23 protein-coding genes are annotated in these 20,081 nt (G+C 59.2%); 18 read left to right on the top strand and 5 right to left on the bottom strand.

Translation table 11 applies throughout. The annotated features are described in order from the left end of the window. Position 1 precedes the first annotated feature (1 nt). From fliH to CRO87_RS09155, 6 genes are read left to right on the top strand one after another with little or no spacing between them, the layout of a single operon-like run. Positions 2-760 (top strand): flagellar assembly protein FliH, encoded by a 759-nt coding sequence (gene fliH, locus CRO87_RS09180; RefSeq protein ID WP_097162624.1) that lies wholly within the window; start codon positions 2-4, stop codon positions 758-760. Further along, on the top strand, positions 747-2,066 hold the full coding sequence (gene fliI / locus CRO87_RS09175; RefSeq protein ID WP_097162623.1) for a flagellar protein export ATPase FliI: 1,320 nt from the start codon (positions 747-749) through the stop codon (positions 2,064-2,066). The genes fliH and fliI overlap by 14 nt, the downstream gene beginning before the upstream one ends. A gap of 5 nt (positions 2,067-2,071) precedes the next feature. Next, positions 2,072-2,512: a flagellar export protein FliJ gene (gene fliJ / locus CRO87_RS09170; RefSeq protein WP_097162622.1), complete on the top strand. Its 441-nt coding sequence runs from the start codon at positions 2,072-2,074 to the stop codon at positions 2,510-2,512. Between the two features lie 5 nt (positions 2,513-2,517). Continuing rightward, positions 2,518-3,954, top strand: a complete 1,437-nt coding sequence (locus tag CRO87_RS09165; RefSeq protein ID WP_255252501.1) for a glycosyltransferase family 2 protein — start codon at positions 2,518-2,520, stop codon at positions 3,952-3,954. Between the two features lie 15 nt (positions 3,955-3,969). Then, positions 3,970-4,911, top strand: coding sequence for a hypothetical protein (locus tag CRO87_RS09160; RefSeq protein WP_255252500.1), 942 nt, complete (start codon positions 3,970-3,972; stop codon positions 4,909-4,911). A 30-nt stretch (positions 4,912-4,941) separates the two neighbouring features. Continuing rightward, positions 4,942-7,317, top strand: a complete 2,376-nt coding sequence (locus CRO87_RS09155) for a CDP-glycerol glycerophosphotransferase family protein (protein WP_176504287.1) — start codon at positions 4,942-4,944, stop codon at positions 7,315-7,317. Between the two features lie 30 nt (positions 7,318-7,347). Here the strand turns inward: CRO87_RS09155 and CRO87_RS09150 are convergent, their stop codons facing one another. The 5 genes from CRO87_RS09150 to flgA all read right to left on the bottom strand — a co-directional run bounded on the left by CRO87_RS09150 (position 7,348) and on the right by flgA (position 10,151). After that, positions 7,348-7,758, bottom strand: coding sequence for an adenylyltransferase/cytidyltransferase family protein (locus tag CRO87_RS09150; protein WP_097162620.1), 411 nt, complete (start codon positions 7,756-7,758; stop codon positions 7,348-7,350). Beyond that, positions 7,758-8,525 carry a hypothetical protein gene (locus CRO87_RS09145; RefSeq protein ID WP_097162619.1) on the bottom strand — a complete coding sequence of 256 codons (768 nt, stop codon included), beginning with the start codon at positions 8,523-8,525 and terminating at the stop codon, positions 7,758-7,760. The genes CRO87_RS09150 and CRO87_RS09145 overlap by 1 nt, the downstream gene beginning before the upstream one ends. Positions 8,526-8,531: 6 nt before the next feature. After that, positions 8,532-8,969 carry a flagellar protein FlgN gene (locus CRO87_RS09140; protein ID WP_097162618.1) on the bottom strand — a complete coding sequence of 146 codons (438 nt, stop codon included), beginning with the start codon at positions 8,967-8,969 and terminating at the stop codon, positions 8,532-8,534. 3 nt (positions 8,970-8,972) lie between these two features. Beyond that, entirely contained in the window at positions 8,973-9,245 is a 273-nt protein-coding gene (gene flgM, locus CRO87_RS09135; RefSeq protein ID WP_097162617.1) for a flagellar biosynthesis anti-sigma factor FlgM, read from the bottom strand. A gap of 123 nt (positions 9,246-9,368) precedes the next feature. Beyond that, complete coding sequence (flgA, locus tag CRO87_RS09130) at positions 9,369-10,151, bottom strand: flagellar basal body P-ring formation chaperone FlgA (protein ID WP_097162616.1); 783 nt, start codon at positions 10,149-10,151, stop codon at positions 9,369-9,371. Positions 10,152-10,240: 89 nt separating this feature from the next. Between flgA and CRO87_RS09125 the strand changes: the two genes are divergently transcribed. Genes CRO87_RS09125 through CRO87_RS09070 form a run of 12 tightly spaced genes read left to right on the top strand, consistent with a single transcriptional unit; the run spans position 10,241 to position 19,994 of the window. Next, positions 10,241-10,591, top strand: a complete 351-nt coding sequence (locus tag CRO87_RS09125; protein ID WP_097162754.1) for a flagellar basal body protein — start codon at positions 10,241-10,243, stop codon at positions 10,589-10,591. Positions 10,592-10,614: 23 nt separating this feature from the next. After that, entirely contained in the window at positions 10,615-11,040 is a 426-nt protein-coding gene (flgC, locus tag CRO87_RS09120; RefSeq protein ID WP_097162615.1) for a flagellar basal body rod protein FlgC, read from the top strand. 2 nt (positions 11,041-11,042) lie between these two features. After that, positions 11,043-11,720 carry a flagellar hook assembly protein FlgD gene (gene flgD / locus CRO87_RS09115; protein ID WP_097162614.1) on the top strand — a complete coding sequence of 226 codons (678 nt, stop codon included), beginning with the start codon at positions 11,043-11,045 and terminating at the stop codon, positions 11,718-11,720. A gap of 32 nt (positions 11,721-11,752) precedes the next feature. Continuing rightward, the gene (gene flgE / locus CRO87_RS09110; protein ID WP_097162613.1) at positions 11,753-12,943 is read left to right on the top strand and encodes a flagellar hook protein FlgE; all 1,191 of its coding nucleotides are present in this window, start codon (positions 11,753-11,755) and stop codon (positions 12,941-12,943) included. Next, entirely contained in the window at positions 12,943-13,674 is a 732-nt protein-coding gene (locus tag CRO87_RS09105; RefSeq protein WP_097162612.1) for a flagellar basal body rod protein FlgF, read from the top strand. The genes flgE and CRO87_RS09105 overlap by 1 nt, the downstream gene beginning before the upstream one ends. A 17-nt stretch (positions 13,675-13,691) precedes the next feature. Then, the gene (gene flgG, locus CRO87_RS09100; RefSeq protein ID WP_097162611.1) at positions 13,692-14,477 is read left to right on the top strand and encodes a flagellar basal-body rod protein FlgG; all 786 of its coding nucleotides are present in this window, start codon (positions 13,692-13,694) and stop codon (positions 14,475-14,477) included. A gap of 27 nt (positions 14,478-14,504) precedes the next feature. Then, complete coding sequence (gene flgH, locus CRO87_RS09095) at positions 14,505-15,170, top strand: flagellar basal body L-ring protein FlgH (protein WP_097162610.1); 666 nt, start codon at positions 14,505-14,507, stop codon at positions 15,168-15,170. Between the two features lie 8 nt (positions 15,171-15,178). Next, complete coding sequence (locus tag CRO87_RS09090; RefSeq protein WP_303622078.1) at positions 15,179-16,273, top strand: flagellar basal body P-ring protein FlgI; 1,095 nt, start codon at positions 15,179-15,181, stop codon at positions 16,271-16,273. Positions 16,274-16,282: 9 nt separating this feature from the next. Continuing rightward, positions 16,283-16,678: a rod-binding protein gene (locus CRO87_RS09085; protein WP_097162608.1), complete on the top strand. Its 396-nt coding sequence runs from the start codon at positions 16,283-16,285 to the stop codon at positions 16,676-16,678. Between the two features lie 3 nt (positions 16,679-16,681). After that, a complete protein-coding gene (gene flgK / locus CRO87_RS09080) occupies positions 16,682-18,052 on the top strand; it encodes a flagellar hook-associated protein FlgK (protein ID WP_097162607.1) in 1,371 nt (456 codons plus the stop codon). Positions 18,053-18,072: 20 nt separating this feature from the next. Further along, complete coding sequence (gene flgL, locus CRO87_RS09075; RefSeq protein WP_097162606.1) at positions 18,073-18,987, top strand: flagellar hook-associated protein FlgL; 915 nt, start codon at positions 18,073-18,075, stop codon at positions 18,985-18,987. Between the two features lie 5 nt (positions 18,988-18,992). Beyond that, a complete protein-coding gene (locus tag CRO87_RS09070; protein WP_097162605.1) occupies positions 18,993-19,994 on the top strand; it encodes a hypothetical protein in 1,002 nt (333 codons plus the stop codon). Positions 19,995-20,081: the final 87 nt, after the last annotated feature.

Below are 20,081 nucleotides of genomic sequence, written 5' to 3'. Positions count from 1 at the left end.
CATGTTTAAGAAACGCAGCCTGCCGCTGGATGCGCTGACGCCTCGCCGTCAGGCAGTGGTGAAGCCCCGCCTGCACAAGTTCCCGCCGCTGCGTAAACGCTGGCAGCCCGGCGATGCGCAGCCGCTCGATGAGTCTTTGCATACCCTCGACCCGCTGCAGATGCAGCAGCAGCTGAAAGAGGGGTATCAGGAAGGGCTAAACCGGGGCTTCGCCCAGGGCATGGAAGAGGGTAAAGAGGACGGTTATCAGGAAGGCGCGCGGCTGGGCTTCGACGACGGCATGCGTAAGGGAATGAGCGAAGGTAAACAGCTCGCCCGTCAGCAGTTCCTTGAGGCCGCCGAACCCTTCGACCGCATCACCGATGAATTACGTGCGTATCTCGATGGCTACGAACAGCGCCGCCGTGAAGAGTTGCTTCAGCTGGTGGAGAAAGTCACCCGGCAGGTGATCCGCTGTGAGCTGACGCTCCATCCCACCCAGCTGTTAACCCTGGTGGAAGAGGCGCTGAGCAGCCTCGCGCCGCCGCCGGAAATGATCCGCGTGCAGCTTAACGCCGAAGAGTTCCGCCGCATAAGCGAAGCCGAGCCTGAAAAAGCGCAGCAGTGGGGGCTGATGGCCGATCCGTCACTGGCGCCCGGTGAATGCCGCGTCATCACTGAATCCACTGAAATGGACATTGGCTGCCAGCACCGCCTGGACCAGTGCGTCAGCGTGCTGAAAGAGACGCTGCTGCCGGAAGGACAGCATGAGCTCGCTTGATTTCGAGCAGGCGCTGCGCTCCATCGAGCAGATCGATCTGGCCCGCGTGGCCGGGCGGCTGGTGCGCGTCAACGGCATTCTGCTTGAGTGCGTCGGCTGTCGGCTGGCGGTCGGGCAGATGTGCCAGGTGGAAAGCGCCGACGGCTCGCTGATGGACGCGCAGGTGGTCGGCTTCGATCGCGATATGACCATGCTGATGCCGTTCAAACACCCGTCCGGGCTGATTGCCGGGGCACGCGTCTTTCCTGCCGTAAAAAATGAAAGCGTGATGATTGGCGACCGCTGGCTCGGGCGCGTGGTCAACGGACTCGGTGAGCCGATTGATGACAAAGGCCGCCTCGGCGGTGACACGCCTCTTGCTACACAGCTGCCGCAGGTGCATCCGCTGCGTCGCCAGCCCGTAGAAGCCCCGCTCGACGTTGGCGTACGCGCCATTAACGGCCTGCTGACCATCGGCAAGGGCCAGCGCGTCGGGCTGATGGCGGGCAGCGGCGTCGGCAAAAGCGTGCTGCTCGGCATGATCACCCGCTACACCCAGGCGGAAGTGGTGGTTGTGGGCCTGATTGGCGAGCGCGGCCGCGAAGTTAAAGAATTTATTGATAACTCGCTCGGCGCCGAAGGGCAGGCGAAATCGGTGATTGTCGCCGCGCCTGCGGACGAATCGCCGCTGATGCGCATCAAGGCGACGGAGCTGTGCCACAGCATTGCCAGCTACTACCGCGACAAGGGCAAAGACGTCCTGCTGCTGGTGGATTCTCTCACCCGTTACGCGATGGCGCAGCGTGAGATTGCGCTCTCTTTGGGCGAGCCTCCGGCCACCAAAGGCTATCCGCCGTCGGCCTTCAGCATGATCCCACGCCTCGTGGAAAGCGCGGGCAACAGCGAAAGTCAGGGATCGATGACCGCCATTTATACCGTGCTGGCGGAAGGGGACGATCAGCAGGATCCGATCGTCGACTGCGCCCGTGCGGTGCTCGACGGCCACATTGTGCTCTCCCGCCACCTGGCGGAGGCCGGACACTATCCGGCCATTGATATCGGGCAGTCCATCAGCCGCTGTATGAGCCAGGTGACCGCCCGCGAGCATCAGCTCGCTGCCCGCACGATGAAGCAGCTTTACGCCGAATATCAGAGCATTAAGCCGCTGATCCCACTCGGCGGCTACGTGGCCGGAGCCGATCCGCTGGCCGACAAAGCGGTGCGGCTTGCGCCCGCCATCACGCAGTTTTTACAGCAGGAAGTGCATGACGCGGCGCTGCTCGGCGGCACCGTGGCCGATCTGCAAACCCTGGCACAGGCAGGATAATCGCCATGAGCAAACTGATCTCTACCCTCGAACAGCTGCACCGGATGCGCACCCGCGCGGTTGACGATCTCAGCCTGAAGCTGGCCTCGCAAAAGCAGCTGTGCCAGCGCTTTGAGAACAACATTACAGCCCTGAGCAACCTGGCCAACGGCATGGAGGCGCTGACTGACACCAGCGCCGCGCTGATGTTTAACCAGGCAAGCTACAAGCGCAACATCCAGCGGGTCATCGACTGGCAGAAACAGGAGCAGGCGCTGGCCGACATTGAGGCCCGCTCGATTCAGGGGCATTTGTTGACCGAGGCGAAGCGCGAAAAGAGTCTCGGTATGGTGCTGGACGACAAGCGCGCCGAACGCCAACGCGAGCGCGATCGTCGCGAGCAAAAAATGACCGATGCCGTTTCCGCCCAGTGCTGGCTGCGCCAGCAGATCTTACGCCCGCGATAATCACCATGAGCACACCGAAAAATACCTTTCAGTCACGCCAGCAGGGGCTGATGTCCTCGCTGATGCAGCGCCAGCAGGCGGCACGTTCGTTGCCGACACCGTTTATCAGCGTGGTCTGCCCGACGTGGAACCGCCGCGAATTTTTGCCCTATCTGCTCTACATCTGGCAGTACCAGGACTACCCGGCCGATAAGCGCGAGCTGATTATCCTCGACGACTCAGAGCAGAGTAATGCCGACCTGGTGGCGATGCTGGTGGGCGAGGGCGGCAACGTGCGCTACGTTCACAGCGAAGCACGGCTGGCGCTTGGGAAAAAACGCAACCTGCTCAATGAGATGGCGAAGGGCGAGTACATCCTCTGCTTTGACGACGATGACTACTACCCGGCGGACAAGATTTCTTATCAGGTCAGCCAGATGCAGCAGCACAACGCGCGGTTCTCCGGCTGCGATCAGATCTACATCTGGTACAGCCACCTCGACAAAATTTACCTGACCCATCCGTTTGGCAAGCGCCATGCGCTGAACGGCACCTTCGGGCTGCACCGCAACCTGCTCACGAAGCACCGCTATGAAGACGATGCCACCCTCGGGGAAGAGCAGGGCTTTCTGAAGGGCTTCACCACGCCGGTCCTCCAGGTCGATCCGAAAAAAGCGATCCTCTGTATCTCGCACAGCAGCAACACCTACGACAAAGACTTCATTATGGGCAGCTCGATCCCAACCGATCTGCGGCTCGAAGACTTCGTGACTGACGGCAACCTGCTGGCGCACTACCGTCGCCTGAGCCACGCGCCGCTCAATACCCAGGTGGCCTGGCAGGCGTTCGACAAAATCGCGCTGATTGCCGCTGATGAAGCGACCCTCGCCGAACGCGCTCAGGCGCTGCTGGCGTTTGGCGTGACGGCAAATCAGCTGCTGCCGGTGCTGTCAGTCAGAGGCGAAACGCCCGAACAGACGGAGCTGTTGACCCATAGCGAAGTGTTGGAGGAAGCCAAAGCGCAGGGCTGGGCCAGTGTGCTGCTGCTCGATGCCGACGTGCAGTTCGTGAAAAAAGAGAACACCGTCAACCAGGTGAACCGGCTGCTGAACGGCCTCGGGCAGATTGACTGGCAGGTGCTGCTGCTCGGCGCGCGCCATGAGCAGTTCACGCTCACACAGTCGCTCAAAGGCGTGGCGCGTATCTTCAATGCGGGCTGCGGCTGCGCCTATGCGGTGAACGCAAACTACTACGACCTCCTGACGGACGCCTACCGTCAGGGTCTGGAACGGAACGCTTCCCTTGACCGGGTGTGGGCGGCGCTAATGGGCTTCGGCCATTTGTGGCTGGGCTTCAGCCCGAGCTTTGCCTTCCTGCAACACGCCCGTAACCCGCAGAGCGGAAAACCCCTCGACTGTACCCACTGGTTTTTCCGCAAACCGCCTTTAACCACGGACGCCTGAGCGCCCGGAGAGAGAATGATGGAAATGATTGACCACTACCAACCCGATTACGTCGTCCGCTTCGACGCCGACGCCTGTCAATGCCCGGCCTGCCAGCAGGCTCCGGAAGGCTGGCCGCGCGTTAACGTCGCGCTGAAAAACCAGCAGCGCGAGAGCCTTGCGATGGCTTGTGAATCCGCAGCCAAAGCCATTCTGCTCGACCCGGAAGCCTTCAATCTGAAGGTTTCCCACGCGGAGCCTCAGGGTGAACAGATGTTGTCGCCGTGGGATGAAATGCTTAACCAGCAGTGCATCAACCTGGCCGTGCATCCGTCGATGCCGCTGGAAGTGAGCCTGTATGCTATCGGCGTGCTGCTGAGCAAGGCCCAACAGTATCTGGATAAGGGCGAAAGCGACCCGATGCTGCTGCTCGCGATGGGCGAACAGCTGGCGATGCTGGCGGAAGAGGGCATCCTGGAGCAGCAGTTTGGCGAGCTGCCGCCGATTCCGCAGAACAGCCTCGCGGCGCTGAAGGAGATGGGCCAGCTGCGCCTTGCGCTGAACCTGCCGATGGCCGAGAAAATGGGCGTGATGCTGAAGCTCAGCGAACTGGCGATTATGCCTACATCACGTCTTGAGGAGCGCCTGAAGGAGCTGGAGCTTGCCGACACTCAGGTCCTGCTGTTTACGGAGCAGCTGCAGATCATGCGTAATTTCCTGATCTACAAGCTCTATCACGACGTGTTCCCGGGCGTGGCATGCGCCAACTATGGTGAGGCCTACCTGCAACTGGTGACCACATTCTTCCGCATCCGCATGCTCTGCGCGCTGGGCGCGAATGATGAAGGCGTTCTGCCGACGCAAACCGCGCTGGTGCTGATTAGCGCTCTCAGCGCCTGGGAGCTCCAGCATCCGGTAACGGCGGAGCAGAACACGACGTCCGATTACAGCCTGCTGTGCGGGCTGTCGCTGCTGTGACTGAACTTTGACATGAATGAGTGCCCTTGCATGACCCTCTGTGACGCTTCTGAGTTTCCCGCTGTCAGCGTGCTGGTCCCGCTGACGTCACGTGCAGAATTTTTGCCCTGGGTTATCTGGCAGTACTGCCGCCAGAGCTGGCCCGTGGCGAAACGTGAGCTGATCGTGCTTGATGGCGGCGCAGAGGATCGTGCCGCGATGGTCAGCGCGTTGCTTCAGGGAGAAGCGTCAGCCGTAAGCGTGCGCTACCTTCACAGACCTCAGGCACTGAGCGAGGCGGGGAAGCGTAACCTGCTCGCCGCCGAAGCACAGGGGGATGTGCTGCTGTTTCTCAGCGATAATCTCAGCTTCCCGGCCGACTTCGTGCAGCTCTGGATGACGCAGACGTTTTCCGCCGCTGCAACCTCGGCGGTGATCTCCGGCGTGCCGCAGTGGTACGCAAGCCTGAATCGTCTGGCTTGCCTGCCGGGGCAGATCTCTGCGTCGGCGTTTAGCCTTAAGCACAGCGCCGTCAGCGGGCCGGTCTTCCCGGACTCATGGCAGCCCGGCTCACCGCTGCCGGTGACCAGCGCGTGCCAGTGCCTGCCAGCCCATCCACAGCTGACGAGCATCATCTGGGATCCGCAGCGGCTGGACGCCGATTTGATGGCTCCCGGGAGCCAGTTTATCGACGAGTCACTGGAACAACGGGTGCCGGACGCGATCTCTTTGCAGTGGTATCAAAGCCTTCATCGGGGTGCGAAGCGTCGGGAGGCTGGCTGGTCGTCGGTTGCGAAAGTTGCCGCTGTGGTAGCAGACGACGAAGCTCAGGCTTTTTGTGACGACCTCGGGCTGAGTCTGGAGCGGCTAAGCGTGATCCCCACGCAGATACCTCTGACGGAGCAGTGGCTGCTGGCCCTGCGGCGGGCGACTGAGGAGGGATGGCCTGAATTTCTCTTCCTTCCCCAGGGCACGCGGCCCATCGGACAGGCCAAATACAGCGCCCAGTTGGAGAAGGTTTTTTCGGTGTTTAAGGGGTGTGAGATTCCCCTCTGGCTGCTGTCAGGGCAGATTACCGAAGGCCGGGAGATCAAAGCGCTGCCCGGCGTAGTACAGGTTCAGCAGGCCGGGCAAACTGGCGCGATGCTGGTTCGGGCGAGCTATTATTCGGTTCTCACTGGCGCGCTCCTCGCACGAGAGGATGCCAGCGTGGCGCAGGTCTTCTCCCTCCTGGCGGCTCAGGGGCAATGGCTGGGCTGCACGCCTTCGCTGTTTGATAACGGCGTTGCAGACTGTTTTACGGCTCCGGGTTCGTCAGACAGCGCGGTCGGTTTCTATATGGAGACGGCCTTCCACTATCAGGTTTATAAGCCGATCATCGCCGCCCTGCGCAGGCAGGGTGTCGTCTGCGAACTGGTTATCAGCGATGAAATTTCAGCCGAGCTGGTAAAAGAGATGCTGACGCTGCTGCAGCAGCTGAGCGACCCGGCGCTGCGCTGGCGACCGCTTTCGCAGGTGAGAAAGCAAAACGTCCGCTATGCCTGCCTGCTCAGCCCCTACTTCACGCCGCTGATTCAGGGCCTCAGCGAGATAAATATCCGCACGCTGTATGGCCTCGCGAAAGAACAGTGGAATCACGCCTGGTGGAACGCCTATTACCACCGTATTCTCTGCTACAGCCACTATACGCAGCGTGCGCTGGACGTTAATGGCAGCGCTATTGCGGTGGGGAATCCCCGCTTTGATGCCTGGCATACCGGTGACTTTTCATCGCAGGCGGTCGATAAGCTGAAGCTCGATCCGGCAAAGAAAACGCTGCTCTACGCCCCGACCTTTGGCGAGCTGAGCTCGCTGGGGCACTGGGCGAAAATCATCGGGCGTCTGGAGCAGGATTTCAACGTGGTGACCAAGCTGCACCACGGCACGCTCTGCCGACCGGAGGAAAAAGATTCTCTGGCGCTGGCCCGCCGCCATCTGCGCCATCGTATGACTTCCCACGACTCGACCCTGGCGTTGCTGCATGCCGCTGATTACGTGCTAACCGACAACAGCGGCTTTATTTTCGATGCTATTCATGCGGGCAAAAAAACAGTTCTGCTGAGTTGGGAAAACATGGAAGCGCTGCTGGAAGGGGAGAGAACCTTCTCCAGCGCCAGCAGCCCGGATCAAAAAATCAGGACGCTGCTGCCGGTGGTGGAAGACATCGTCGGGCTTCGTCAGTGGTTATCCGAAGAGAAAGAGGCCGAGTGGCAAACGAAAATGAGCGAGCTGGAGCGCGTTCGTCATCACTACTGCGATGCCTGGCAGGATGGTCAGGCTGCGGAGCGCGCCGCCCGCGTTATCATCGATGCTATCGAAAACCCGCAGCCCGCCGAGGAGAATGCTTTTCTGCACAGCCTGCGGAGCGCGCTGTTCCGCAGAGCCTGATGTGACTCGCTGATGTGGCCCTGAAAAGGGCTACATCGCCTTAACGACTTCGATGATTGTGGTGGTTGAAACGGAAGGCGTTCTTGGCAGGTAAATCACCTCACAAAGCGAAGAGAACTCATCAAACTTCCCTTTCCAGTCGTCACCCATCACCAGGATATCGGCCTGGAAGTGGCGGATATATTCCGCTTTTCTTTCCAGTGACTCTTCCAGAAAAACCGCATCAACGCACTTCAGGCTGTCGATTATCTTGAGTCTTTCACTTTCCCGGTAAACCGGCAGGCGGGCTTTTTTCCGTTGGTTGAGTTCATCAGAAGAGACGCCAACGATGAGCCTGTTACCCAGTTTACGAGCGCGTTCCAGAACGTTGAGATGACCAATGTGGAAGACATCAAAGGTGCCGAAGGTTATCACGGTGAGGGGGTGTTGACGGTTTTGCATTACTGGCTCCACTGGCTGCCGTTACGAATATGCCCCCAGGCGGGCGCTATCCCGTCTTCAAACTGATAAATCAGCGCCAGAATTAAGTTCAGGTTATAGGCCGTGACCCGGGTATGCTCGGTCACGTACGGGGAGAAGGTTTCAATCAGATTAAAGCCGCTGTACTTCTCCAGCAGATGAAGGTTCGGCTCCACTTCAGTTTTAAACTGCTTATCCTGCGGCGAGGTGAAAAGATAGATATTGCGCTCCAGGCAGCGGTCCTGGTCCAGCGCGTAGGGCAGGTAATTATCTAAAAAATACTGATTCTCTTCGTTCACATTCCCCATCATCGCCTTGCCGACATCCTGCCAGTACCCCGTGGCGACATAGCGGCCAATGCTGAACTGCGGCACGGCGGTGATGATGTTTTTAATCTTGTGCTTAATGCCGAAGTATAAAGACGCGGTGCCGCCTTTGGATGCGCCTAATATTGAGACATGGGTGGGTTTAACGCTATTCCTGACGGCCTCGATAAGCGTACTGACACCTTCTTCAAACTCAAAAGACATATCGCGGCAGAGATAATAGGCGGGCAGGCCGTCAACATCGTCTTTGATCCAGAGGATCGCCGAGCGGCAGTGGGCCAGCATTGAGAAGTCGTAAATGGTCGGGTCGGGAAGGTTGAAACCGGACATGACTATCAGCAAATGCCGGCAATCGTATTTGGGGGCCTGCATCTGATACTGAATGGCAAGATGCGGGCGAAACTGAAAAACGCGCTGCTCCATCGTGCTTTACGCCTGCTGATATAGCCAGTTTTCAGGCTCGCCGATGTTCAGCAGATTGACCAGAATGTCCTGCTGCATGTGCATTAACGCGCCGTTGGCGTCGTTGCTGGCCTGGCAGGTAGCGGCCTGCTGCTGGAGATCGCGCCAAAGGGCGCCGACCTTCGGCTTGTTTTCGCCGGGCAGGCGGGCAATCAGCGACTGCATGCCAAAGCTGCTGGCCTGAATGCCGAGCCCGTCGAGCAGCCGATAGCGCTGCTGGCTGTTGTGGGTGAGCTGCTGATATAGCGCCATAATTTTCGTGTTTACTTCATCGAGCGCGGCTGCGCTACGGGCGATGATGTGCAGGCGTTGCTCGCCGAGCAGAATGTTCAGCGCCTGATAGCGCTGGCGGTCTTCCGCCAGGCCCTGAATGACGGCTTTGACCTGTTGAGCCGGGTTACTCATGAATTACCTCTGAAAATACTTCTGCATCGCATCGGTCAGCGAATCGAGATGAATGGCGATTTTGCCGCTGCTGATGGCGTCTTTCATTTCGGCCACGCGGGCCATGTCGACGTCCGGCAGGGCAGCAAGCTGTGATTGCGCATTGCCCAGGACCGGATCGATGGCGGCACTGCGTGTGACGGTTTGCCCTTCCTGCGCCACGGTGCGGGTCTGCTCCGTGCTGCTGGCTTTATTGATGGCGGCGTTCAGGTTGTATTGTGTAGCACTCACTTTCATCACTTTCTCTCTTATTCGTTCTGGATGCGCGGGAAGACGTCCCTGCGGAAAAAGGGCTTCCGTTCTCCCATATCCCTGTAAAGCGACCGCGAGGGCAGAAGACTTAAACCGGTTTGTGGATTTTTATTGACCGGAGGCATACACCATCCGCACCACGCCGCTGTCGGCCACGATGGCGCTGACGACACGCTCGCTGCTCTCATTTTTCACCTTGATCATTTCGCCTTTGCGCCCCTTTTTCATCGCCTCACCAACGGTCTGGGCCTGCACGCCGCCCTGCTCGGCAATCATCATCACCCGCTGGCCGCGTTCCACCAGGACAGGCGAATCAAGCTGATTCAGGGCTATTGGCTGGAGTTCGCGCACGCGGCGCTTCACGGTCAGTCCCATCACGTCGTCAGGCTGGGTGACGTAATTGCCGCGAGCGTTGCTGATGTTGAGCTTTTTGATGGCGATGTCGTCGGGGGCGATCACATGTCCGCGCTCGAGCCCCTGTTTTGCGACCACGACGGGCAGGTAGATGTCCGGTTTGACGGTGACCGCCATATCCCAGCCCTGGCCTTCGTCGCAGCGCACGTCGAGGCGCATGCGGGAGAGCTCCACTTTGTCGCCGCCCGGAAAGGAGACGGAAAGGCTTTTGCCGCAGGCGGGCAGCTGTGCCGCTTCGGCCGGAATAAACAGGTTCATTTTTGCCTGATAGTCAGGCCAGCTGCGGCGTTTGGCTTCGTTGCGGATGATGTCTGAGGCGTGCAGTTGCACGGCAACGTAGATCTGCTTGCGGGCATTTTGCGCCTGCGCAGAGGCGGAGAAAGCGCCGAGCGTCAGCAAGAGGAAAACGAGGTCGGAAAGGCGGAAGTAACCCTTCATTCCGGTGGTTGGATATTGGATAAAAGTTCTATAAATCATGATGTTAAAAACCTGGCACGATAATTGCTATGAGTGAGCGTTGGCATAGCATATTGACCGCCAGTTTCTGGCATCAGAGGAAGCAGATTGTGAGTATCACTTTTGACAAGGCTTTAGGAGTACATCCGCAGGCTGTAGCACTTCGACTTTCCCGAGCAGAGATGCTTTCAGCCAACCTGGCTAACGTCGATACCCCCAATTTCCAGGCTAAAGATATTGATTTTGCCGCTGAGATGCAACGCTCACAGTCGAGTTTTTCAACCTCATCAGCGCCGCAAATGATGTATCGCGTGCCGTATCAGCCCTCTTCAGACGGCAACACCGTTGCCCTGAACGTAGAGCAGGCTGAATTTTCCAAAAACACGCAGGACTACCAGATGAGCCTCGCGTTTTTGAACATGAAGTTCACTGGCCTCAAGCAGGCCATTGAAGGTAAGTAACCCCATTCAGGTAGCAACAGAATATGGCTTTTACCGATATTTACCGCGTTTCCGGGTCGGCGATGACGGCACAAACCGTCAGGCTTAACACCATCGCCAGCAACATGGCGAATGCAGAAACCGCTGCGGCCAGCGAAGACGGCGTCTACAAAGCACGTCGTCCGGTGTTTGCTGCAGTGTATGGCAACGACGAGCTGATGAACAACCGCGCCCTGACCGGCGCCCGCGTGCAGGTGATGGACGTGGTGGAGAGCGGCAATGCAGTGCAGCGCTATGAGCCGCATAACCCGATGGCGAACACTGATGGTTATGTCTATTACCCGGACGTCAACGTGGTGGAAGAGATGGCCGACATGATGTCCGCGTCGCGCAGCTTCGAAACCAACGTGGATGTTCTTAACAGTGTGAAAAGCATGCAGCAAAGCCTGCTGCGACTTGGAGAAGTGTAAGCATGAACGTCGATGGAACCACAGGCAGCAGCCAGCAAGACCCGTCATCCAGCAACAACATCGCCAGCAACGGCTCTGCCGCCGGGATGAACAACCTGTTTATGCAGCTGCTGGTGGCGCAGATCCAGAACCAGGATCCGCTCAACCCGACCGACGGCACTGAGTACGTAAGCCAGCTGGCGCAGCTGACTCAGGTGCAGTCAATGGAAACCATGTCACAGCTGATGGCCAACAACTCCGTGCTGATGGACAACCTGCAAACTCTGACCACCGGCAACCTGGTTGGCCAGCACGTGATGGTGCAGACCGACAGCATCAACAGCGACGGTGAAACCTCAATCGAAGGGCGTCTGACCCTCGAGCATCCGGCCAGCAAGGTAACGGTGATCGTCAAGGATTCCAGCGGAACCGAGCACAAAATTGAGCTGGCGAACCAGGAAGCTGGCCAGGTGGACTTCACCATTGATCCGAAAGAGATGGGCCTGCCAGAAGGGAAGTACACCCTCAGCGTGGTGACGGACACCGGTGAAGAGGCCGTGCCTGTGGAAATTGGTGGCACCGTGTCTAATGTGCGCATTCCGCTGGACGGCAGCCCAACGCAGCTCAACATCGTCGGCATCGGCGAAGTGGCTTACAACAAAATTACTCAGTTTGGTGACTCGGCGCAGACGCGCAGCTGAGCCATACACGGAATTGTTAACAGGACTTTTTTATGAGCTTTAGTATCGCAACCTCCGGCCTCAACGCCATCACCGAACAGCTGAACGCTATTTCGAACAACATCGCCAACTCCGGCACAGTAGGCTTCAAGTCTGGCCGCGCGGAGTTTGCTTCTCTGTATGCGGGCACTCAGGCGCTGGGCGTGGGCATGACCGGTGTGACCGAAAGTATCACGAAAGGCGGCAGCATTACCGCTACCGGTAACGCTCTCGATCTCGCCATCAACGGCAATGGCTTCTTTGTGGTTCGCGACGGCGATGGCACCACTTCTTACACCCGCGCGGGCTACTTCGGCACCGATCCGGGCGGTAACCTGATCAACAACCTCGGCATGTATCTTCAGGGTTACCCGGTGGATGCGAGCGGCAAGCTGCAGGTGGGCACCGTGGGCAACCTGACCATCACCAGCGGCTCCATCCCGGCGAAGGCGACCGACTCCCTCGACTTCACCGCCAACCTCAACGCCAACGCGGAGGTCCCGGCCACCACGCCGTTCGACCCGAAAGACAGCACCAGCTTCAATGACACCTATACCACTCAGGTGTATGACTCACTCGGTCGCGAGCACACGGTGAACCAGTACTTCGTCAAAACCGGCGAGAACAGCTGGGAAGTTCACTACTACATGGATGACACCGAAATTCCGGGCAGCAGCCAGGCGATGGAGTTCACCGAGCAGGGCGTACTGAAAAGCCCGACCGGCATCACGACGCTGACCGCTTCCGTGCCGGGCGCCGAAGATCTCTCCATCGACCTGAGCTACACCGGCACCACTCAGTACGGCTCCGATTTCTCCGTGAGCAAAAACAAAGGCAGCGGCTATGCCTCCGGCGAACGTACCGGCCAGGCCATTGATGAAGACGGCAGCGTCTACGCCACCTTCTCCAACGGTGAACGCCTGCTGCAGGGCCAGCTGATCCTCGCCAACTTCGCCAACCCGAACGGTCTGGCCTCCAAAGACGGCACCACCTGGGCACAGACCGCCAACTCCGGGGCGCCGCTGACCGGGGCTCCGGGCTCGGGCCTGCTCGGCAGCATCAAAGCCGGGGCGCTGGAGCAGTCCAACGTGGATATGACCTCTGAGCTGGTCGGGCTGATGAGTGCGCAGCGTAACTATCAGGCCAACACCAAGGTCATCAGCACCAACGACAACATGATGAACGCACTCTTCCAGGCGGTGTAATGGATCGTTTGATTTTTACTGCCGTCAGCGGCGCATCGCGCAGCCTGTCGCAGCAGCAGATCCACTCGAACAACCTGGCGAACGTTAACACCCAGGGCTTTCGCAGCGATCTGGACAACGCTATTTCACAGCAGGTAGGTGGCGAAGGCTACGACTCGCGCTACCTGGTGGAAGCGGTGCCGGGCGGCGTTGATATGACGCCGGGTGCGGTGCGCGAAACCGGGCGCAGTCTGGACGTCGCCATCAAGGGCAACGGCCTGATTGCGCTCGCCAGCGGTAACCGTGAGGTCTACACCCGCAACGGGCAGATTGACGTCAGCCCGGAAGGCGACCTGTCCATTGGCGGGCTGCCCGTCGAAGGGGACAACGGGCCAATCGTGCTGCCGCCGTTTTCGTCCGTCAGCATCGGCGATGACGGTATCGTCACCATCGTGCCTGAAGACGGCAACATCGCCGCGCCGGTGGACGTGGATCGCATCAAGCTGGTGAACATCCCGGCCGCGCAGCTCAGTAAAAACGTCGACGGCTTGTTAGTGACTAACGCGGCGGTTAATCCACGTGATGAGGACGTCACTCTGTCTGCGGGGCACCTCGAAATGGCGAACGTGTCGGCGATCGATGAAATGGTTTCCAGCATCGCCCTTAACCGCCAGTTTGAAGCGCAAATCAAAATGATGAAGGCGGCGGAAGACCTGGCAAATGCCGGCAACCGCCTGATTCGCGGCACCTGACTTAGAGAGAGCAGAGCATGAATCCAGCATTATGGATCAGTAAAACCGGTCTGGCGGCGCAGGACGCCAAAATGACCGCGATCTCCAACAACCTGGCCAACGTCAATACCACCGGCTTCAAGCGCGATCGGGCGATGTTTGCCGATCTGTTCTATCAGAACCAGCGCACGCCGGGCGGCCAGCTCGATCAGAACAACGTCGCGCCAACCGGTATTCAGTACGGCACCGGGGTGAAGATTGTCGGCACGCAGAAAGAGTTCTCCGTCGGCAACATTCAGAACACCGGGCAGAACCTTGACGTCGCTATCACCGGCCAGGGCTTCTTCCAGGTGGAGACCCCGGACGGCGACATCGCCTACACCCGCGCGGGCAACTTCCAGAAAAACCCGGACGGCGTGCTGACCAACGCTCAGGGCCTGCCGCTGGTGCCGCAAATTGAGCTGCCCGCCAACACCAAGGATTTGCAGATTGCCAAAGACGGCACCATCACCGCGACGGTGGCGGGCGAAGCCGATCCGGTGGAGCTCGGTCAGCTGACGCTGGTGAACTTCGTCAATCCGGCCGGACTGGAAGCGATGGGCGGCAACCTCTATCGCGAAACCGCCGCCAGCGGCGAAGCGGTGGAAGGGGTGCCGGGAGAAGAAGCATTCGGTCAGCTTGAGCAGGGGTCGCTCGAAGGATCAAACGTCCAGGTGGTGGAAGAGATGGTGGACATGATCACCGTCCAGCGTGCGTACGAAATGAACGCCAAAATGGTTTCCGCCGCCGACGACATGTTGAAGTTTGTCACGCAGTCGATGTAGCGACGAGTGAAATAAAGTGAAAGAGAGATGAAAAAGCAGGTAGTTATCAGCTTACTGGCGCTGTGTCTGGCGGGGTGTGAAAGCCCGGCCTTGCTGGTGAAAAAGGACGATGCGGCCTATGCGCCACCGAACGATATCGTGATGCCGCCCACTCAGGTGAGCGGCGGCGGGTTATACAACCCCGGCTACAACTGGTCGTTGATTCAGGACCGTCGGGCGTATCGCGTCGGCGATATCCTGACCGTGAAGCTCGACGAGTCCACCCAGGCCAGCAAGCAGGCGCGAACCAACTTCGGCAAGAAGAACAATGTCTCCATCGGTATCCCGGAAGCCTTCGGCACGTCAGTCGATCAGCTCTCCGGCTCGATAGACGGCAACCGTAACTTCAACGGCAACGCCACCTCACAGCAGCAAAACAGCCTGCGTGGCTCCATCACCGTCGCAGTATTCAAAGTGCTGCCTAACGGCGTGCTGGCTATCCGCGGCGAGAAGTGGCTCACCCTGAATCAGGGTGATGAGTACATGCGGGTGACGGGGCTGGTGCGTGCCGAAGACGTTGAGCGTGATAACTCCATCTCTTCGCAGCGCATCGCCAACGCCCGTATCTCCTACGCGGGACGCGGCGCGCTGAGCGATGCCAACTCGGCAGGCTGGCTGACCCGCTTCTTTAACCACCCGCTGTTCCCAATTTAATGGAGGCCATGATGCGTAAATTATTCCTCCTGATGCTGCTGGTGTGCAGCTTTGGTGCCGGGGCGCAGCGCCTCGGCGACGTGGTGGATATTCAGGGCGTGCGCGGCAACCAACTGGTTGGCTACAGCCTGGTGGTGGGCCTCGACGGCACCGGCGATAAAAACCAGGTCAAATTCACCAGCCAGTCGGTGACCAACATGCTGCGCCAGTTCGGCGTGCAGCTGCCGACCAAAATCGACCCGAAGGTGAAGAACGTGGCGGCGGTCGCCATCAGCGCGACCTTACCGCCGGGCTACGCACGCGGGCAGTCCATTGACGTTACGGTTTCTTCCATCGGCGATGCCAAAAGCCTGCGCGGCGGTACTTTGCTGATGACCCAGCTGCGCGGGGCCGATGGCGAAGTCTACGCCCTGGCGCAGGGCAACGTTGTGGTGGGCGGCGTGAGAGCTGAAGGCAACAGCGGCTCCAGCGTCACCATCAATACCCCGACGGTTGGCCGGGTGCCGAACGGCGGCTCGGTGGAGCGCGAGGTGGTCACCGACTTCCAGCAGGAGCCGGTCGTGATGCTGAACCTCAAGCGCCCAAGCTTTAAAACCGCCAACAGCGTGGCGGTGGCGCTGAACAATGCTTTCGGCATCGGCACGGCGACGGCCCAGAGCGCGACCAACGTGGCAGTGCGTGCGCCGATGAGCGCAGGCGAGCGCGTGGCGTTTATGTCGACGCTGGAAGACGTGCAGATCAATGCGGGTAAACAGCCGCCTCGCGTGGTGTTCAACGCCCGAACCGGCACCGTGGTGATCGGCGACGGCGTGGTGGTGCGTGCGGCTGCGGTGTCCCACGGCAACCTGACCGTGACCATCAGCGAATCGTCGAACGTCAGCCAGCCAGGTGCGTTCAGCCAGGGCCGCACTGTGGTCACGCCGAACAGCAACGTCGACGTCAATCGCGGCGGCGGGCAGATGGTCACCATTCCGGCGGGCACCAGCCTGCGCAGCATCGTGAATACCATCAACAGCCTTGGCGCTGCACCCGACGACACCATGGCGATTTTGCAGGCCCTGCACGAAGCGGGTGCGCTGGATGCAGAACTGGTGGTGATTTAAGGAGTGACCATGATTGATGCCATTAACCGCCAGACCCAGGTGCTGCCCGGCGACGTGACCGGGCAGGTGAAGCCGCAGAATCTTGAACAGGCCTCCGAGCAGTTTGAGGCGCTGTTCCTGCGTTCGATGCTCAAAGAGATGCGTAAGGCGTCGGACGTTATCGGGGAAGACAACCCGTTTAACAGCAAGCAGCAGCGCATGATGCGTGATTTTTATGATGACAAACTCGCCGGCCAGCTGGCCTCCCAGCGCAGCACCGGCATCGCGCAGATGATCGTCAGCCAGCTTTCGCCGCAGGCCGCAGCCCCGCTTAAGGAAGACCGCGGAATGGTCGCTTTACAACAGCATCCTCAGGACCTGAATACTCCAGTGGTGCCAGTGCTGCGCCACGGGAAGGAGAAATAAACGATGAGTATGATCAATATCGCCTGGAGCGGCGTGCAGGCCGCGCAGCTCGGCATGAACGTGACCTCGATGAACGTCGCCAACTGGCTGACGCCAGGCTATAGCCGCCAGGGCATAATCCAGAGCGCCATCGGGCCAATGGGGCAGGCGGGCCTGAACAGCGGCAACGGCGTGCAGGTGGATTCGATTCGCCGCATTTCCGATCAGTATCTGACCAGCCAGGTCTGGCAGACCAACACCAAAGCCAACTACTTCGCGACGGGCAACCAGTATGTCAGCGCCCTGGAGAAGGTGATTGGAACCGATTCAACCAGCCTTGGCAGCGGTCTGGATGATTTTGTGGGCGCGCTGAGCGCCCTGACTAAGGATCCGAGTAACCGTGCTCAGCGTCAGCAGCTGCTGAGCCAGGCAGGATCGCTTGCCCAGCGCTTCAACAGCATGAATGACTTCATCAACAGCCAGAAGACGTCGGTCGGCACCCAGCGCAACGCCATTGTCGATCAGGTAAATACCCTGAGTGCGGGTATCGCCGACTACAACAAACAGATCACCGAGATGGAGGCCACTGGCGGTAATACCAGCGTGCTTCGCGATCAGCGTGACGAGCTGGTGAAGCAGATGAGCGGCATGGTGGACGTGAAGGTTTCGGAAGACAGCGCGGGCAACTTCACGGTGGCAATGACCAACGGTCAGCCGCTGGTGAGTGGCAAAACGGCCGGGCAGCTGAGCACCGCCCAGGACGCCAATGGCAACGCGACCCTGACGCTGAAGTTTTCCAATAGCGAATATTCGATTAACCCGTCGACGGGCGGCCAGCTTGGCGCGCTGTACGACTATGAAACCACCACTCTGAAGCAGATGAAGGATGCGGTGCAGGGCATGGCCGAATCCGTCGCCACGCTGTTCAACGACCAGCTGGGTCAGGGCTACGATCTGAACGGTAATCCGGGCAGGCCGCTGTTTGTCTTCGATCCGACCAACCCGGCAGGCATGCTGACCGTGTCCGATCTCACACCCGAAGAGATTGCGCTCTCAGACGATCCGACTGAGGTGGGCAACGGTGGCAATCTGAAGGCCCTTATCGAGCTGAAAGATAAGCCCATCGACATTCCGGGCCTCGGCAACATGAGCCTCAACGACGGCGCAGCGTCGATTGTTTCCACCATCGGTATCGCCAGCCGCAAAAGCCAGACCGAAACCGACGCGGCAACTGCCGTGTACGAGCAGGCGCAAAACCAGCGCGATAACCTGAGTGCCGTCAACCAGGACGAAGAGGCGATCAACCTGCAAACCTACATGCAGGCCTATCAGTCGAACATGAAAGTGATTGCCACCGGCAACCAGATCTTCAGCGATCTGCTGAACATGATCTAAGCCCACGGAGAAACGAATCAATGCGTATCAGCAGCCTTTATAATTCCAACGCGATGATCTCCCAACTGGGTATCAACGGCACGCGCGTCAGTAAACTAATGGAACAGCTTTCCACCTTAAAGCGAGTGAACGTACCGTCGGACGATCCGGTGGCCGCCAGCCGCATGGTGCAGCTCAACCGCGAGCAGTCAGCGATTAAGCAATATCAGAGCAACATCTCCAGCCTGAGCGGATCGCTGGCCATTCAGGAAAGCCAGGTGACGGCGCTTAACGATCAGCTTGATGCGCTGAGCAGCAAGCTTCTGTCAGCCAACAACAGCACCCACAGCCAGCAGGATATGTCGGGCTACGGGGCGGAAATTTCTTCGATGATCGACTCGATGGTGGAGATCATGAATGCGAAGAACGAGAGCGGTGGCTACCTCTTCTCCGGCACCAAAACCGACACCCGTCCTGTGACGCTGGATGAGAACGGCAACTACGTCTTCAACGGCAACAATAAGACCCGTGAAACCGACGTGGCGAACGGCGTCAGCATCAGCGAAACCACGCAGATTTCTGGATCGTTCTCCGGCTCCGGCAACGATCTGGAGACGCTGAATAAGCTGAAGGCGCTGAGCGAGAAAATGCAGGATCCGAACGCGAACTTCGCTGATTATCAGGATGAAATCAGTGATGCGATCGCACAGGTCCAGAAGAGTAGCGACAGCGTGGCGTCACTTTATACCGATCTGGGCGGACGTCAGAATCGCCTTGAACTGCTGAAAAATGCCCATGAGGGCGTCAGCATGGCCAACGATCAGGTGGTGCGCGATCTCTCCGATACCGACTGGGCAACAGCCAGCAGCAACCTGCAGATGTATACCCAGTCCATCCAGATAACCAACAAGGCTTACAGTATGGTTAGCCAGCTCAACCTGTTCAGCCTGTTGTAATCATTATGCAAGTCGGTTTAAAAACTACCACGGCTCACACTCCCGCTACGTTCGCGCGTGGTGGGGTGGATGCCTCACAAACCATTCAGCGTCCGGCTGCGGTTTCCACGCCGTCGGCGCGTAATGCTTTTCCGGAAGCCGCGCTGCTTTCCCGCCGTCCGCTGCGTTATAACGTGCAGCTTAACCAGCAGCTTACCGCCGTACAGCAGGCCGATGACTATCTGGCACAGACCGAAAACCGTCTGCTGCAGCTGCGCCAGGCGTTCAGCCAGGGCGACACCAGCCGCCAGTCCGCTGCGTTAAAAACGCACCTCGAACGCCGCCAGCAGCTCTCCGGCGGTACTGTGGATCGGCACCTGACCTCTTCGGTACAGCAGAGTAACAGCGTCAACTTCACCCTGCCGGGCAGCGAAAAGCTGCTGCTTAATCCGGGGGGCGAAACGCTGGTCTTTGCTCTCGGGGGCAGAGAGCGTCAGCTTGCCGCTATTGCGCTGCCCGATGAAGCCACGCCGAAACAGACGGTAACGCAGTTGAATATCGGCCTGGGACGGCTCGGCATTCACGCCCGCCAGGCCGCAAACGGGCAGCTCACTTTCCAGGTGGCTGAATCAAACTGGGATCGCGTCAGCCAGCAGTTCAGCGTGCGTGGCGAAGGGCGACACTTCCCGGCGGATGCTTTTACCCTGTTAGCGCCTCAGGCCGAAATCGCCAGCAGCGATGAGATGCTGCAAATCACGCAGCGCCGCGAGTGGGACAGCCTGCCGAAAATGCAGAACACGCTGAACCATATCACGGCGCAGCGGAGCCAGCTTCGCCAGCAGCAGGCCAGCGTATCGTCGAGGATTGATGATATGGCGACGGTTTACAGCCCGAAACAGGCGCAGGAGACCTCGAAGGCGCTGGCGCAGAGTCTGGCGAACAGTGGAAAACAGTTTTCAACGTTATCGACTGCGCTGGGCGCGCAGGCGAATGTGCGTGCGGGGACGGTGAAAAATTTACTGGGGTAGGGGGCAGGGAATAACCTGATTCCCCTTTGCAATCCCCTGGCCTCAAAGGAAGGAGGTCCAGGGGGAGCCGAATAATGTAAAGGGCGG

Origin of the sequence: Enterobacter sp. CC120223-11, assembly GCF_900215375.1 — a bacterium.
In the GTDB taxonomy this organism is placed as follows: Bacteria; Pseudomonadota; Gammaproteobacteria; order Enterobacterales; family Enterobacteriaceae; genus Scandinavium.
This window is presented reverse-complemented; position numbering and strand designations above follow the sequence as displayed.

Coding starts and splice junctions, on each gene's coding strand:
- fliH (WP_097162624.1), top strand. CDS start 2: ATGTTTAAGAAACGCAGCCTGCCGCTGGATGCGCTGACGCCTCGCCGT.
- fliI (WP_097162623.1), top strand. CDS start 747: ATGAGCTCGCTTGATTTCGAGCAGGCGCTGCGCTCCATCGAGCAGATC.
- fliJ (WP_097162622.1), top strand. CDS start 2,072: ATGAGCAAACTGATCTCTACCCTCGAACAGCTGCACCGGATGCGCACC.
- CRO87_RS09165 (WP_255252501.1), top strand. CDS start 2,518: ATGAGCACACCGAAAAATACCTTTCAGTCACGCCAGCAGGGGCTGATG.
- CRO87_RS09160 (WP_255252500.1), top strand. CDS start 3,970: ATGATGGAAATGATTGACCACTACCAACCCGATTACGTCGTCCGCTTC.
- CRO87_RS09155 (WP_176504287.1), top strand. CDS start 4,942: ATGACCCTCTGTGACGCTTCTGAGTTTCCCGCTGTCAGCGTGCTGGTC.
- CRO87_RS09150 (WP_097162620.1), bottom strand. CDS start 7,758: ATGCAAAACCGTCAACACCCCCTCACCGTGATAACCTTCGGCACCTTT.
- CRO87_RS09145 (WP_097162619.1), bottom strand. CDS start 8,525: ATGGAGCAGCGCGTTTTTCAGTTTCGCCCGCATCTTGCCATTCAGTAT.
- CRO87_RS09140 (WP_097162618.1), bottom strand. CDS start 8,969: ATGAGTAACCCGGCTCAACAGGTCAAAGCCGTCATTCAGGGCCTGGCG.
- flgM (WP_097162617.1), bottom strand. CDS start 9,245: ATGAAAGTGAGTGCTACACAATACAACCTGAACGCCGCCATCAATAAA.
- flgA (WP_097162616.1), bottom strand. CDS start 10,151: ATGATTTATAGAACTTTTATCCAATATCCAACCACCGGAATGAAGGGT.
- flgC (WP_097162615.1), top strand. CDS start 10,615: ATGGCTTTTACCGATATTTACCGCGTTTCCGGGTCGGCGATGACGGCA.
- flgD (WP_097162614.1), top strand. CDS start 11,043: ATGAACGTCGATGGAACCACAGGCAGCAGCCAGCAAGACCCGTCATCC.
- flgE (WP_097162613.1), top strand. CDS start 11,753: ATGAGCTTTAGTATCGCAACCTCCGGCCTCAACGCCATCACCGAACAG.
- CRO87_RS09105 (WP_097162612.1), top strand. CDS start 12,943: ATGGATCGTTTGATTTTTACTGCCGTCAGCGGCGCATCGCGCAGCCTG.
- flgG (WP_097162611.1), top strand. CDS start 13,692: ATGAATCCAGCATTATGGATCAGTAAAACCGGTCTGGCGGCGCAGGAC.
- flgH (WP_097162610.1), top strand. CDS start 14,505: ATGAAAAAGCAGGTAGTTATCAGCTTACTGGCGCTGTGTCTGGCGGGG.
- CRO87_RS09090 (WP_303622078.1), top strand. CDS start 15,179: ATGATGCGTAAATTATTCCTCCTGATGCTGCTGGTGTGCAGCTTTGGT.
- CRO87_RS09085 (WP_097162608.1), top strand. CDS start 16,283: ATGATTGATGCCATTAACCGCCAGACCCAGGTGCTGCCCGGCGACGTG.
- flgK (WP_097162607.1), top strand. CDS start 16,682: ATGAGTATGATCAATATCGCCTGGAGCGGCGTGCAGGCCGCGCAGCTC.
- flgL (WP_097162606.1), top strand. CDS start 18,073: ATGCGTATCAGCAGCCTTTATAATTCCAACGCGATGATCTCCCAACTG.
- CRO87_RS09070 (WP_097162605.1), top strand. CDS start 18,993: ATGCAAGTCGGTTTAAAAACTACCACGGCTCACACTCCCGCTACGTTC.